Origin of the sequence: Hamadaea flava (genome assembly GCF_024172085.1) — a bacterium.
Taxonomy (GTDB): domain Bacteria; phylum Actinomycetota; class Actinomycetes; order Mycobacteriales; family Micromonosporaceae; genus Hamadaea; species Hamadaea flava.
The window spans coordinates 5,430,198-5,444,050 of record NZ_JAMZDZ010000001.1 but is presented as its reverse complement, the minus strand read 5'-3'; the positions used below and the strand labels follow the sequence as shown (position 1 = coordinate 5,444,050).

Sequence of the window (13,853 nt, the reverse complement as noted above, 5' to 3'; positions counted from 1 at the left end):
TATGCATGCGATCTTGACTCAAGATTCCAGGCACATCCCTGATCTGTTGCCAAAAAGCACTAAAGGGCGAGGCGCGTGGAGCGGATGTCCGCGGCGAGCGCGTCGGCGACAGCGCCGGAGGGGGCAATGGCGAGCAGGTCGGCGACGATGACACGGACCTGGTCGGCGAGGACGGTGTCGGCGAGGCGGGGCACCGGCCGGCGCGGCTGACCCTCGGCGGCGGCTGCCGCGTCCGCCAGTCGCTGCACCAATGCGTACACGGCGTCGCCGCGGCCGGACCAGCGGGCCGGGGTCCAATGCGTCACCTGCCGGACGAGCAGGTCGGCCTGGCCGGCCAAAGTTTCCGTCTCCATGTGCCCAGGGCGGGATTCGAACCCGCACGCCTTGCGGCAGCCGGGTTTAAGCCAGCCGTGTCTGCCGTTCCACCACCTGGGCGCAGCGCAATCACCGTAACGCAGAACTACCGGATCCCCGTAGTCACGGTAGGGTCGCACCGTGACGCGCACCGCTCCGCTCCGCACGCCACTCCGGGATTCGGTGGAGGCTCCGGCTCCTGACATCACCGAGGGATTGCGCGACCGCCTGATCAAGGTGGTCCGCCGGTCGTGGCTGTGTGACGTCGTGGTGATGGCGGTCTTCGCTGGGTTCGCCTTCTGGCTGGTCCACGATCTGCTCGCTGACCCACACGGCCGCGCGCTCGGGCAGAACCCGACCGACCAGGCGCTGTACGAGTGGTTCCTGGCGTACGACACGCACATCTGGACCGGCGACTTCAGTCTCGTCACCGACCGGCTCAACTCGCCGGACGGCGTGAACCTACTCGCCAACACGACGGTGATCGCGCTCGGGACGGTGCTCGCCCCGATCACGCTGCTGTTCGGCGCGCCCGTCACGTTCGCCCTCCTGGTCCCGATCAACCTGGCCGGCACGGCGATCGCCTGGTACCTGCTCTTCTCGCGTACGTTGCGGGCCGGTCGGTTCGCCTCGGCGGTCGGCGCGGCGCTCTGCGGGTTCGCGCCGGGCATGATCTCGCAGTCCAACGCCCACCTCCACATCACGGCCCAGTGGCTGGTGCCGGCGATGGTCTGGGCGGTCGTGCGGATGTGGCGCGCGGCGCAGGCGGGCGTGCGCAACCGCGCCGTCGTCAGCGGCCTCATCCTCGCGGTCCTGGTCACCCTCCAGGTCCTCATCGGCGAGGAGACGCTCTTCCTCACGGCGCTCACGCTTCTGGTCATCACCATCGTGTACGCGGTGATGCGGCGACCGGCTCGCGCCGACATCGGGCGGTTCCTGGCCGGCTTGGGCGTCGCGACCGGCGTCGCCGCGGCGTTGCTGGCCGGGCCGCTGCTGACCCAGTTCGCCGGGCGGCAGAGCGTGCCGGACGGCCCGTTCAGCCCCGACTACTTCTACGCCGACCTGGCCAGCTTCGGGGCCTTCTCGCCGCTGTCGATCGCGGGTTCGCCGGACAGCCTGCGGTTGTCCACGGGCTACACCGAGCTGAACACGTTCCTCGGCTGGCCGCTGCTGATCGTGACCGTCGTGGCGATCATCTGGCTGCGCCGTCAGGCGATCGCGGTCGCCTGCGCGGTCGCGGCGCTGATCATGTGCGTGCTGTCGCTCGGCCCGCAGATCGTGATCGACCGCGAGAAGACCGGCATCCCCGGGCTCTACCGGATCATCCACGGCCTGCCGATCGTGGACGGCGCACTGCCGATGCGGTTCGCGCTCGCGGCCGTCCCGCTCATCGCGATCCTGCTGGTCCTCCTCATCGAGGAGGTACGCACCCGGCCCACCCCGATGCTGCGGTACGGCGTACCGGCGCTGGTCCTGGCTTCGCTGGCGCCGTTGCTGCCCATGACGCTGCCTACGACGGAGCGCCCTGCCGTTCCCCGTTTCTACAGCGAAGGCCACTGGCGGGAGTGCGCGCCGGAAGGCGGGGTGATCGTGCCGGTGCCGATCGCCACCCCACCGGCGCCGGAGCCCATGCGGTACGCCGTCGCCACCAACGTGGCCTTCGGGATGCCCGAGGGCTTTTTCATCGGGCCGTACGGGCGGTCCCGCCGGGCTTCGATCGGCACCTTCAAGCGGCCGACGTCGCTGCTCATCGCGGACGTCGCCAAGACCGGGCGGGCGCGGGACGTCAACGACACCGATCGGGCGCTGGCTCGCCGCGATCTGGCGTACTGGAAGGCCGACTGTGTCGTGCTGACCGCCACCCCGCACGAAGAAGCCCTGCTGATGACCATGAACCGGCTGCTCGGCCCGGGTGAGCAGATCGCCGACGCCACCGTCTGGCGCATCAAGCGCTGACCGCCCCCACCGACACAAAAGCGCTGGATCAGGGATCTATGTCGAATCTTTGCCCAAGATACGACGCACATCCCTGATCCAGCGCTCAAACGCATCCCACGCCGAAGCGCGGAAGCGGCTGGCTAGACGCCGACCTTTTCGCGTACGGGAGGAACCGGCACGGTCGCGACTCGCGGCGGGGTCGTCGCGGCGGCCTCGTCGAACGGCTGGTGCGGCGTGTGCAGGCTGCCCAGCGGCACGACCTCCCGGCGGAGGAAGAGCGCCAGGGTCCAGTCGGCGATCACGCGGACCTTCCGGTTGACCGAGGGGATCCGGCTCATGTGGTAGGTCCGGTGCATCATCCAGGCCGGCCAGCCCTTGAGCTTCACGCCGTAGACGTGCGCGACGCCCTTGTGCAGGCCGAGGCTGGCCACGCTGCCGACGTGCTTGTGCCGGTACGGCTTGAGGCCGCTGCCCCGGACCGACGCCCGGATGTTGTCCGCCATGCGCTTGGCCTGGCGTACCGCGTGCTGGGCGCTCGGCGAGCAGAACGGAAGCTGCCCGTTCTGGTCCGGCGTACCGGTGATGTCGGGAACAGCCGCGCAGTCGCCCGCGCTCCACGCCCCGTCGATGATCCGGTCGCCGTCGACGACCTGGAGGGTCGGCAGGCAGGTGACCGCGCCACGCTGGTTACGGGGCAGGTCGGTCGCCTCCAGCATCGGGCTGGGCTTGACGCCGGCCGTCCAGACCAGGGTGTCGGTGACGAACTCGTCGCCGTCGGACAGCTTCACGAGTCCGTCGACGCACGACTCCAGGCGGGTGTCCAGGCGGACGGAGATGCCGCGCTTGGTCAACTGCTCCGCCGTGTACGCGCCCATCTCCGGGCCGACCTCGGGCAGGATGCGCCGGGCCGCCTCGACCAGCACCCACCGGGCGTCGTCCGGGGACAACTCGGGGTAGTACCGGTTGATGGCGTCGCGGACCATGTCCTCCATCTCGGCCAGCGCCTCGATGCCGGCGAAGCCGCCGCCGACGAAGACGAAGGTCAGCGCCCGGCTGCGGACGGCGGGGTCGCTCGTGCTGGCGCCGACGTCGAGCCGGTCGAGAACGTGGTTGCGCAGCCAGATGGCCTCGCCGATGGTCTTGAAGCCGACGCCGGTCTCGCGCAGGCCGGGGATCGGCAGGGTACGCGAGACGCTGCCGGGGGCCACGATGACGTGGTCGTACTCCAGCTCCAGCGCCGGGCCGACGTAGGGCTGCACGGTCGCCGTCTTGGCGCCGTGCGAGATCTTGGTGACCTCACCGGCAACGATCTTGCACTTCTTCAGCTCCCGCCGGATGGGCACGACGGAGTGCCGGGGGGAGATGTTGCCGGCCGCCGCCTCGGGGAGGAACGGCTGGTAGGTCATGTGTGGCTGGGGATCGACGATGATCACCTCAGCCTCGCGGGAACTGAGCTTGCGAGACAGGCGGAGGGCCGCGTAGAGCCCGACATGTCCGGCACCGACCACAAGGATGCGCTGAGGCTTCACGAGAACTATTTTCCCGCGTCTTTGTGTCGATGCCGATTCAGCAAGGCAACTTGTGACCACGCACACGCAGGTCAGCCGCGTGTGCGTACCAGTCTGACCCCCACCGTGACCAGGGCGACCGCGGCTGCGAGGCCGAGCAGCGAGGCGATCGCCGCCCCGTTGAACCCGGCGAGCGCCGAGATGCCGACGAGCAGAGCGAGAGAGATCACAGCCGATGCCGCGACGATCGCGAGCGCCCGGACGAACCACCGGACGAGAACCTCGGGCGTGACCACCGCGTCGTACGGGATGAGCGCGGCGAGCGTGGCCGACGAGTGGGCCAGGTAGAGCAGGCTGCCGAAGGCGACCAGTTCGAGCGGCGAGATCTCGGCCAGCCGCCCGAGCCAGGCCGCGCCCCAGCCGACCGCGGCCAGCAGCAGCACCACCGTGACGATCCGGCTGCCCGGCGCCAGCGCGACCACCAGGGCCAAAACGGCGGCGGCCAAGATCGGCCGCGGCCCGAACAGGAACGACGGAATGGCCATGACCAGGCACGCCGTGGTGAAGACGAAGACCGCACCCCGGACCAGGAGCGTCGCCGGGGTGATTCGGGACACCGCGGTCAGGACGCGCTCGAAGTACCCGTTCATCGGCGTGCTCCCTGGGCTCGGCCGGCCATCCGGGCCACGTCCCGGAGCACGAGGTCGAGGCTGCCCGTGCCGGCCCACGCCACCACCGGTACGCCGTGCTCCCGCAGCTGGCCGATGGTGTTGGCCCGTTCGAGCCGCCAGATGCCGTACGCCGACTGGGTCCACGGTCCGGGCGTCGCCGGATGCAGCCCGGGGGGCAGCGTGTCGACCGTGACGACCGAGCGGCCGGCTCGAGCCAACCCGGCGACCATGTCGGCCGACCGGGCGTCGAGGAGCGGCGTCATCACCACGACCAGGGCGTTCGGCGAGATCGCCGTCGACATCCGGCTCTCCCCCGGCACGCGTACGACCTGGCGGGGGGAGACGTCGAGGAGCCACTCCAGCACCATCATGTACTGCCGACGACCGGACGCCGGACGCAACCGGCGCGCGCCGGCGCCGTACTCGATCATCGAGACGCGGTCGCCCAACGTCAGGTAGTGCTCCGCGATCGCGGCGCTCGCGCGTACGGTGATATCCATCACGCTGGATTTTCTGACTGCGCTCCCGGCGGCTCGCCCAAGAGGCTCCCCGGCGCCCGCCCCACCGGAGACCCCGGCCTCGGCGAGCAGATCGAGCACGAGGACGACCTCGGCGTCCCGGTCGGACAACGTGCGCGCGACGTGCAACTGCCGCGTCCGCAGTGTGGTCCGCCAGTCGATGCGCCGCAGCCGGTCGCCCGGCCCGAAGACGCGTACGCCGGCCAGTTCGCCGCCCTCGCCCGGCCGTCGCGACCGATGCTGCCCGACCAGGCCGGCGGCCCGTGGCATCGCGTCGTCGGCCGCGAACGCCTCGGTCACCGGGAACACCTTGAAGCCGAGCGAACCCGTCACGACCGCGCGGCAGGCGAGCAGACCTCCGCAGGCCGCCGCGACCGCCGCCGCCGGGCCGATGCTGTGCCGCCCCCAACGTCGCGCCGGCCCGGCCAGCACCACCGCCGCCGCCTCGTTGCTGTTCAGCGCCGCCACCACGGGCCGGTCCGGCTTGGCGCCCGAACCCTCCGCGGTCAACTCCAGCCACGCCGAGTGCTGGGTCCGGGCGATCGCGATGTCGTACGCCACCACGTCGCGGTTCGCCATCGTGAGGGTGGTCGTCAGCGAACTGCCCTCGGTCGCATACTCCTCGCTGGTCGCCAGGCGTAGACCGGGCACGGAGGTGGGCCGCCGGGACAGCCCCCAGGCGACGCTCAGGGCGAACGGGACCGCCAGGACGACCAGGTCGACCCGGCCGAACAGGGCGGCCGCGACCAGCAGCAACCCGATGAGCAGCAGGGCACGGCCGAGCGCCCGGGTCGGGTGCCAGTCCTGGGTCACTTCCTCCGAGGGAGCCGCCGGCGGGGGCGTACGCGGAACGGCCGGTCGTAGCGCCAAGGTCAGCCTCGCGCCGGGTGACGGTAGGGCTCGGCCGGCTCGTCGGACTCGGCGTACTCCCACTCCTCGCCCTGCGGCCGGGCGGGGCTCGGCCGGGGACCAGGCGCACCGGCGTGCCCGTACGCGGGCAGCGCTCCGCTCGCCGGGGCCGGCGTCGACGCGAGCACGTCGGTGACCACCGAACCGGGGTCGACCCGCTTCAGCCACATCTCCGGCCGCAGCGTGATCCGGTGGGCCAGCGCCGGGACGGCGACCTCCTTGACGTCCTCCGGGATGACGTAGTCACGGCCGGCCATCGCCGCCCGCGCCCGCGCCAGCAGCATCAACGCGAGCGAACCTCGGGGCGAGGCGCCGACCAGCACCGACGGGTGCGAGCGGGTCGCCGCGGTCAGCGCGACGATGTAGTGCCCGATGGAGTCCTCGACCTCGACGGTCTCCAGCGCGGCCTGCATCTGCAACAGGGTCGCCGCGTCGACCACCGGCTCGACGACGGCCTCCTCACGCTGGCGCGCCATCCGGCGGCGCAGCACGCTCCACTCCTCGGCGGCGTCCGGGTAGCCGAAGCTGACCCGCAGCAGGAACCGGTCGAGCTGGGCCTCGGGCAGCGGGTAGGTGCCCTCGTACTCGATCGGGTTGGCCGTGGCGAGCACGTGGAACGGCGCCTCCAGCCGATAGGTCACGCCCTCCACCGAGACCTGCTTCTCCTGCATCGCCTCGAGGAGCGCCGCCTGCGTCTTCGGCGGCGTCCGGTTGATCTCGTCGGCGAGCAGCAGATTCGTGAAGATCGGCCCGGCCCGGAAGGTGAAGTCATGACTGCGCTGGTCGTAGAGGAACGACCCGGTCACGTCGGCGGGCAACAGGTCTGGAGTGAACTGCAGCCGCCGGAAGTCGAGCCCGAGCGCCTGCGCGAACATCCGCGCGGTCAGCGTCTTGCCCAGTCCGGGCAGGTCCTCCAGCAGCACGTGACCACCGGCGAGGATGCCCGCGAAGACCAGCTCCAGGGCGGCGCGCTTGCCGACCACGACGGTGCCGACCTGGTCGAGCACCTGCGCCGCGACCCGGCCGACCTCGACCGGGGTGAGGTTCTTCGTCATATCCGCTCCATCCAGGCGATCAGATTGGCCAGCTCCCGAGGGGCCGGCGGACGGCGTACCGGGGCGGACAGAAATGTCCACAGTGGCTCGCCGACGATGTTCCGGGCGCGAGCCGGATCGGACTCGCGCGTGATGCCGTGCCGCTGGCGCAGTCGTTCGTCGACGATCTCGCCGAGCGCCGGGATCACCTTACGGTTGAACGCACTCGCGTCGGCGTGACACCAGTCCAGCCGGGCCTCCCACCGCTTCACCGCGTGGCGCAGCCCATCCGGGGTGCTGTCCGGCAGGTGGCGGCGACCGGCGCCGCGGGACGGCAGCGGCGGGCGTACCTGGCGGACGGCGACGTAGACGAGAACGAGAGCACAGCTCACGAGGAAGATGAACCACGCCGGCGCGGCGAGCTTGGCCGTACGCAGGGCGGCCACGCCGACGAACGTCAACGCGAGCGCGGCCCCGAATGCCTTCGCGTACGCGGCCACGGGCCGGCCGGATCGCTGTTGGCGCTCCTCGTCCTCGTACGCCCCGCCGAGAAGTTCGTCGATACTGGACTGGCTCATGCCGGTCGCTCCGCTCCCAGCTCGTCCCGCAGCAGCCGCAACGCGGCCCGCGCGTCGTCACGGGTGGCCGTCGTCACCGGGTGCGGCGAGTAGCGCGCCTCGCGGTAGACGGCGGCGAAGTCGTTGAGCACCGTCCGGTTGATCGCCCGGGAGTCGAGCAGCCGCACCACGAGGTCCGTCGAGGTGTCGCCCGGCTTGCGCGGTACGCCCGCCGCCTCGGCCGCCCGTTCCAGGCGGACCCAGCAGGCGATGACCGCCCGCCGGGGATCCCCGTCGTCGTCCAGCTCGACGAGTCCCTGGTCCACCGCGGCCAGCAACTCCTCGGTCGTCTGTCGCTGCGTCGGGCGTACCCCTGGGGCGTCGAAGCCGACGCGGCGCTGAGCCACCCCGCGGATCATGAGCACCACGAGCAGGACGACTATCGCGACCACCAGAAGCAGGCAGATGGCCTGGACCGCGAGGATCAGCGCCGGGGAGACCTCGATGCGCTGCGCGGCGGTGCCGGGCGTCCGCGGCGGTTCCTGGGAGGCGAGATGCGGGTCCCAGGTAGGCGGCGGCTCGTTGACGGGCTCGCCCTGCAACGGCGCCGGACGCAACGGCAGGGAGCCGGTGGCCGCGGCGAACCCCGCGATCACCAGCAGGGCCACCGCCGCCGTCAGCGGCCAGAAGCGGCGCAGCACGTTCACCCCCGCGACTCCTCTCCGGCGAGCGACCGAGCCTGCCGGAACACGTCGTCCAGCATGGCGGGTGTGAGACGTCCGGTAAAGGTGTTCTGTTGCGACACGTGGTAGCAACCGAGGACGACCGGCTGTCCGGGCGTGCGATGGACCGCGCCGTGGCCGAACCGTGGCCGAGGCGACGGGGGCCGTACGCCGTAGACCGGTTCCTGCGCCTGCCACCACGCCGCCCAGCCGAACGCGCCGAGCGTCACCACGACCCGGAGTTCGGGCAGATCGCGAATCTCGCGGTGGAGCCAGTGCGCGCAGTTGTCGCGTTCGGAGGTCTCGGGCTTGTTCGCGGGCGGGGCGCACTTCACCGGCGCGGTGATCCGAGTCTTGACGAGCCGCAGATCGTCGTCGGCGCTCAGGCTGACCGGCTTGGTCGCCAGTCCGGCGCGGTAGAGCGCCGCGTAGAGGACCTCACCGCTCCGGTCGCCGGTGAACATGCGGCCCGTACGGTTCGCCCCGTGTGCGGCCGGCGCGAGCCCCAAGATCAGGATGCGGGCGTCGCTCGGGCCGAAGCCGGGCACGGGACGACCCCAATAGGTCTGGTCCCGGAACGCCGCGCGTTTCTCCCGCGCCACCTTCTCGCGCCACTCGACCAGCCGAGGACAGGCTCGGCAGTGGGTGACCTGCTCGTCCAATACGGCTAAGTCGGCGGCGGTCACCGGCACAGCCTAGCCGTCTGTGCGCTGCGGCCGTGCCCCCAACGCACGTAAAGCGGCCCCGCCCCGCACGTAAGGCCGGGCATACCTGGAACGCCCGGGTGCCGGGTACGTAAAGCGGCCCCCGGGGAAGGAGAATCGGGGGCCGCAAGTCTCTTGCTGGAGTCCTACAGGGTGCTGCGGAAGAAGTCCAGCGTTCGTGCCCACGACAGGGTCGCGGCCTCCCGATGGTAGTGCTCAGGCCGGTCGTCGTTGAAGAAGGCGTGGTCGGTGCCGGGGTAGTCGTACACCGTCGCGGTGCCGCCCGCCTCCTCGATGCCCTTGACCGCGGCCTGAATGTGCGGCGCGGCCGACGTGCCGTCCTCCGCCGCGCAATGGATCAGCACCGGCTTGTCGGCGTACGCCGACCATCGGGGGGCGAGCTTCTCCGTGTACCCACCCGGGTAGAACGCCGTCACCGCGGCGATCTGCTCCGGAGCGACCGTCGCCGACCACAGCGCCAGGCTGCCCCCGGCGCAGAAACCCACCACGCCGACCCCGCCCGTGACCTGCGGCAGCTCCCGCAAGTACGCCGCCGCCCCGGCGATGTCGGCCGCCGCCTGCGGCAACGCCAACTGCATCAGGAGCCGGCGAGCCTCATCCGGTTCGGTCGTGTTCTCACCGTGGTAGAAGTCCGGGGCGAGCGCGACGAAACCGGCCTCGGCGAACCGATCGGCCAACCCGGTGATGTGCGAGACCAGTCCCCACCACTCCTGGATGACCAGAACCGCCGGACCGTCACCGGCGTCCGGCAGCGCGAGGTAGCCCTCGCTGCCCGAACCGAAGCTCACCTTTTCGCCCACGGATGGGTCCTCCTGTCGGTCAGACGTCGTTGGCCGTTCGCCCAGGGTCAGGACGTGTTGGGCGTAGCCAACCACGCTCTACCCACCCAGGGGAAGGCGTCAGATGTAAAAGTCACGGTCCTCACGTGCCGAATTCCGCCGCTCGACGGCGCTGACGGCGTGTCACGTGCGGCGACTCGCTGTGAGCGCAGACGGCGTCACACCGAAGCTGGTTCCACCAACGGTTCCGCAGCCGGTGCGGGCGTGTTGTCGAGGTTGCGCACGGCGGGAACGAGCACCATCCCGAGCACGGCGACCAGGCTCAGCACCCCCGCGCCGACCAACGCGGCCGGCGTGCCGACCGCGGCGGCGACCGGTCCCGCGACGGCCTGCCCGATCGGCACGGCCACGATCGAGCCGAGCATGTCCCACGAGTAGACCCGGGCCAGCAAGTCGGCCGGGACGTGCCGTTGCATGCTCGTCTCCCAGGAGACCCCGAAGATCTCGATGCCGATCCCGGCCAGCAGGTTCAGCCCGATCAGCAGCGGGGCGTACGGGGTGAGGCCGAGGCCCAGCAGCACCGGGACGACGGGAGCCATCGCGATCACGCCGACCAGCAGGAAGCGGCGTACCTTGAGGCGCAGGGCGATCAGCCCGCCGAGGGCGAGCCCGGCGAGTTCGGCCGCGACGATGAGCCCCCACGCCGTACGCCCGAAGTGCTCGTCGGCGACGGACGGGCCGAGCACCGACAGTCCGGCGGACAGCATCATGTTGAGGACGCAGAATCCGGCGACCACCGCCCACAGCCAGGGCCGGGCGACGAACTCACGCCAGCCGACCCGCAACTCGTGCAGTGTGGAGGCCCGCTCTCCGGTCGAGGCGGCCCGGACCGACGGCACCCGGATGAAGGCGAAGAACACCCCGGCCAGGGCGAAGGACGCCGCGTCGATGGCGATGCTCCAGCCGGAGCCGAACGCCGCGACGAGCAGGCCGCCGACGGCCGCGCCGCCGATGCCGACGACGTTGACCGACAGCCGGATGAGGGCGTTGGACTGCTGGCGGATCTCGTCCGGGACGACCTGACCGGCGATCGCCGACATCGCCGGGAAGGAGAACGCCGCGACCAGTCCGTTCAGCGCGGCGAGGGCCATCAGCAGCCCGAACGTCGCCGAATGGGTGAACAGCAGGATCGCGACCACGCCCTGGGTCAGCGCGGCCAGCGTGTTCGACCCGATCATGACCAGCCGCCGGGGCAGGCGGTCGGCGAGGACGCCGCCGAACAGGATGAAGACGACGTTCGTCAGGGATCGGGCGGCGACCACGAAACCGAGGTCGCGGACCGACCCGGTGAGGTCGAGGACGGCGAAGGCCAACGCCATCGGGGCGACCGAGTTGCCGAGCATGCTGCTAGTGCGGCCGAGCAACAGGTACCGGAAGGGGGCGTGGCGCAGCGGGGTGAGCGCGCTCATGATCGCTCACCCTACCGGCTACCGGAGGAGCGACAACGCGATCCCGTCGAGGATGTCGTGTTCAGAGGCGAGCACGGTGGACAAACCGGTCTTTTCCATGATCGTCCGGAGGATCAACGCCCCCGCCACGATGACGTCGACCCGGCCCGGATGCATCACGCCGATACCCGCCCGCTGGTCGTGAGTCATCTCGGCCAGCCCCGCGGTGACCAGGGCGACCTCCTCCTTGCTCACCCGCGCCCGATGGATCCGCTCCGACTGGTAGCTGGTCAGCCCCAGCGCGATCGCGGTCACCGTGGTCACCGACCCGGCCAGCCCGACCAGCGTGCGGGCCTGCGTACCGGGGACGACGGTCAACGCGTGGTCGACGGCCTTGCCGATGTCGGCGGTCGCCGCTGCCAGCTCGTCCAGCTCCGGCGGGTCGCTGTGCAGGTGCCGCTCGGTCATCCGGACACAGCCGATGTCGACGCTGATCGCGCTGCTCACTCCGGCGTTGTCGCCCAGCACGAACTCGGTCGAGCCCCCGCCGATGTCCACCACCAGGAACGGCGGCTCGGCGTCCAGGCCACGCACGGCGCCCGCGAAGGACAGCCGCGCCTCCTCCTCGCCGCTGACCACTTCCGGCTCGCTGCCCAGCGTCGCCAGCACCATGTCGTGAAAATCGGCGGCGTTCGCCGCATCCCGGGTCGCGCTGGTCGCGACCATGCGGACCGCGGTGACACCGGCCTCGTCGATTTCCGACTTGTACGCCGAGAGCGCCGCCCGGGTCCGTTCGATCGCCTCGGGAGCAAGCCGTCCGGTGGCGTCCACACCTTGGCCGAGCCGGACGATCTCCATCCGGCGGCTGACGTCGGTCGCCCGGTCGCCGTCGAAGTCGGCGATGAGCAGCCGAATCGAGTTCGTGCCGCAGTCGATGGCGGCGACCCTGGTCATCGGGGCTCCAGGTGCAACAGCATGCGGGTGTTGCCGAGGGTGTTGGGCTTGACCCGTTCCAGCGCGAGGAATTCGGCCACACCTTCGTCGTACGACCGGAGCAGCTGCTCGTAGACGGCGGGTGGAACGGGTGCGCCGTCGATCTCGACGAAGCCGAACGAGCGGAAGAAGTCCGTCTCGAAGGTCAGCGCGAAGAGCCGGCGTACGCCCAACTCCCGGGCCTGATCCAGGAGGGCGCTGACGATGGCGTGGCCGATCTTGCGCCCGCGCGCGGTCGGGTCGACCGCGACGGTGCGCACCTCGGCCAGGTCCTCCCACATCACGTGGATCGCCCCGCACCCGACGACCTCGCCGTCCAGCTCGGCGACCCAGAACTCCTGGACGTCCTCGTAGAGCGTTACCGTCGCCTTGCTGAGCAGCCGCCGCTGCGGGGAGTAGACGTCGACGAGGCGGCGGATGCCGCGCACGTCACCAGTCCGGGCCCGCCGGACGATCGCCTCAGACACAGGGGCCGCCGCTCCACCACGGTTCGATCGTCTCGATCACCTCGTCGCCCATGGGGTTCACCCCGGGCCCGGCGGCCAGCGCGTGCCCGAGCTGCACGTGGAGGCACTTCACGCGGCTGGGCATGCCGCCCGCGGAGACCCCCGCGATCTCGTCGACGTGCATGATCGCCTCACGCTTGGCGAGATAGTCCTCGTGCGCCCGCAGGTACGCCGACGCCAGCTCGGGATCGATGGCCAGCCGCGCCTGCTGATCCTTCATCAGGCCCTCGGACTCCAGCCGACTGCACGCCGCGACCGCCCGGGGACAGGTCAGGTAGTACAGCGTGGGGAACGGCGTCCCGTCGTCCAACCGCGGGGTGGTCTCCACGACATCAGGATTGCCGCACGGGCAGCGATGCGCGACGGCGCGCGTCCCCCGGGGCGGGCGGCCGAGCTGACGGCCGACGACGTCGAGATCCTCTGCGGTGGCCGGCGTGCGTACCGGAAGCGGGACGAGGTCCCGGTCCATTTACTCCCCCATCACTTCTGTTCCGAGCCGGCGGCACGGTGACAAGCGGCACCGCTCGGTCCTTGACGCTATTCGGTCTTCGAGCCGGCGGCACGGTGACAAGCGGCACCGCTCGGTCCTTGACGCTATTCGGTCTTCGAGCCGGCGGCACGGTGACAAGCGGCACCGCTCGGTCCTTGACGCTATTCGGTCTTCGAGCCGGCGGCGCCGACACTCCCCCACAGAGTCTCGTACCAGGGCCGATCCGAGTTCTCGGCGGGTTCGGGCTGCACCCCGGCCTCGCGGGCGGCCCACTCCGGCGCCCAGATCGGGACCAGCGGCACCTCACCGGGGCGGACGTAGAACAGCCGCCGCCGCGCCTGGATCCGGACGTATTCCGGGTCGTCCCATTTCTGCCGGGTCTGCTCCAGCTCGGCGATGTGGGCCCGCTGCCGCGCCTGATCCGCCTGGAGCGCCGAGATCTCGTCCTGCTGGCCGAAATACACGCGCAGCGGATACACGTACGCCAAAGCCAGCGCGACCAGCACGACGAGCAGGATCACGGCGCGCCCGGTCAACCGGCGCTGGCCCTTGGCGGTCGTCCGCGCGGCCGCTCCGGCCGAGACCGTACGGCGCGCGGTGGCCGGCCGGGCCGCCGATCGGCCGCTTCGGGTGATCCGCGCGCCGGAGCGCCGTGCGGGTCCTTGCCCACTCGGCGTCCGGCGCTGCGTCATGCGTTCACC

Annotated in this window: 15 protein-coding genes and 1 tRNA gene; 1 reads left to right on the top strand and 15 read right to left on the bottom strand. The window is 71.0% G+C overall.

Features of this window, described 5'->3' with window-relative positions; all coding sequences use genetic code 11:
- Positions 1–59: 59 nt before the first annotated feature.
- Positions 60–353, bottom strand: a complete 294-nt coding sequence (locus HDA40_RS25650) for a hypothetical protein (protein WP_253760111.1) — start codon at positions 351–353, stop codon at positions 60–62.
- 1 nt (position 354) lies between these two features.
- Positions 355–435: transfer RNA gene (locus HDA40_RS25645), tRNA-Leu, on the bottom strand.
- A 60-nt stretch (positions 436–495) separates the two neighbouring features.
- Here HDA40_RS25645 and HDA40_RS25640 point away from each other — a divergent pair.
- Entirely contained in the window at positions 496–2,310 is a 1,815-nt protein-coding gene (locus tag HDA40_RS25640; RefSeq protein ID WP_253760110.1) for a DUF6311 domain-containing protein, read from the top strand.
- Positions 2,311–2,432: 122 nt separating this feature from the next.
- Here the strand turns inward: HDA40_RS25640 and HDA40_RS25635 are convergent, their stop codons facing one another.
- From HDA40_RS25635 to HDA40_RS25575, 13 genes are all read right to left on the bottom strand, one after another.
- Positions 2,433–3,821 carry an NAD(P)/FAD-dependent oxidoreductase gene (locus tag HDA40_RS25635; protein WP_253760109.1) on the bottom strand — a complete coding sequence of 463 codons (1,389 nt, stop codon included), beginning with the start codon at positions 3,819–3,821 and terminating at the stop codon, positions 2,433–2,435.
- A 71-nt stretch (positions 3,822–3,892) separates the two neighbouring features.
- A complete protein-coding gene (locus HDA40_RS25630; RefSeq protein ID WP_253760108.1) occupies positions 3,893–4,450 on the bottom strand; it encodes a hypothetical protein in 558 nt (185 codons plus the stop codon).
- Positions 4,447–5,802, bottom strand: coding sequence for a DUF58 domain-containing protein (locus HDA40_RS25625; RefSeq protein WP_253760107.1), 1,356 nt, complete (start codon positions 5,800–5,802; stop codon positions 4,447–4,449). The genes HDA40_RS25630 and HDA40_RS25625 overlap by 4 nt, the downstream gene beginning before the upstream one ends.
- 59 nt (positions 5,803–5,861) lie before the next feature.
- Entirely contained in the window at positions 5,862–6,953 is a 1,092-nt protein-coding gene (locus tag HDA40_RS25620; RefSeq protein ID WP_253760106.1) for an AAA family ATPase, read from the bottom strand.
- Positions 6,950–7,510 (bottom strand): hypothetical protein, encoded by a 561-nt coding sequence (locus HDA40_RS25615; protein ID WP_253760105.1) that lies wholly within the window; start codon positions 7,508–7,510, stop codon positions 6,950–6,952. The genes HDA40_RS25620 and HDA40_RS25615 overlap by 4 nt, the downstream gene beginning before the upstream one ends.
- Positions 7,507–8,196: a DUF4129 domain-containing protein gene (locus HDA40_RS25610; RefSeq protein WP_253760104.1), complete on the bottom strand. Its 690-nt coding sequence runs from the start codon at positions 8,194–8,196 to the stop codon at positions 7,507–7,509. The genes HDA40_RS25615 and HDA40_RS25610 overlap by 4 nt, the downstream gene beginning before the upstream one ends.
- Complete coding sequence (locus HDA40_RS25605) at positions 8,193–8,897, bottom strand: uracil-DNA glycosylase (protein ID WP_253760103.1); 705 nt, start codon at positions 8,895–8,897, stop codon at positions 8,193–8,195. The genes HDA40_RS25610 and HDA40_RS25605 overlap by 4 nt, the downstream gene beginning before the upstream one ends.
- A 164-nt stretch (positions 8,898–9,061) precedes the next feature.
- The gene (locus tag HDA40_RS25600) at positions 9,062–9,736 is read right to left on the bottom strand and encodes a dienelactone hydrolase family protein (protein WP_253760102.1); all 675 of its coding nucleotides are present in this window, start codon (positions 9,734–9,736) and stop codon (positions 9,062–9,064) included.
- Positions 9,737–9,933: 197 nt separating this feature from the next.
- Positions 9,934–11,184, bottom strand: a complete 1,251-nt coding sequence (locus tag HDA40_RS25595) for an MFS transporter (protein WP_253760101.1) — start codon at positions 11,182–11,184, stop codon at positions 9,934–9,936.
- An 18-nt stretch (positions 11,185–11,202) separates the two neighbouring features.
- Positions 11,203–12,117, bottom strand: a complete 915-nt coding sequence (locus tag HDA40_RS25590; RefSeq protein WP_253760100.1) for a Ppx/GppA phosphatase family protein — start codon at positions 12,115–12,117, stop codon at positions 11,203–11,205.
- Complete coding sequence (locus HDA40_RS25585) at positions 12,114–12,623, bottom strand: amino-acid N-acetyltransferase (protein ID WP_253760099.1); 510 nt, start codon at positions 12,621–12,623, stop codon at positions 12,114–12,116. The genes HDA40_RS25590 and HDA40_RS25585 overlap by 4 nt, the downstream gene beginning before the upstream one ends.
- Positions 12,616–13,131 carry a DUF501 domain-containing protein gene (locus tag HDA40_RS25580; protein ID WP_253760098.1) on the bottom strand — a complete coding sequence of 172 codons (516 nt, stop codon included), beginning with the start codon at positions 13,129–13,131 and terminating at the stop codon, positions 12,616–12,618. Before HDA40_RS25580 ends, HDA40_RS25585 begins: the two co-directional genes overlap by 8 nt.
- Positions 13,132–13,313: 182 nt before the next feature.
- Entirely contained in the window at positions 13,314–13,844 is a 531-nt protein-coding gene (locus tag HDA40_RS25575) for an FtsB family cell division protein (protein WP_253760097.1), read from the bottom strand.
- Positions 13,845–13,853: the final 9 nt, after the last annotated feature.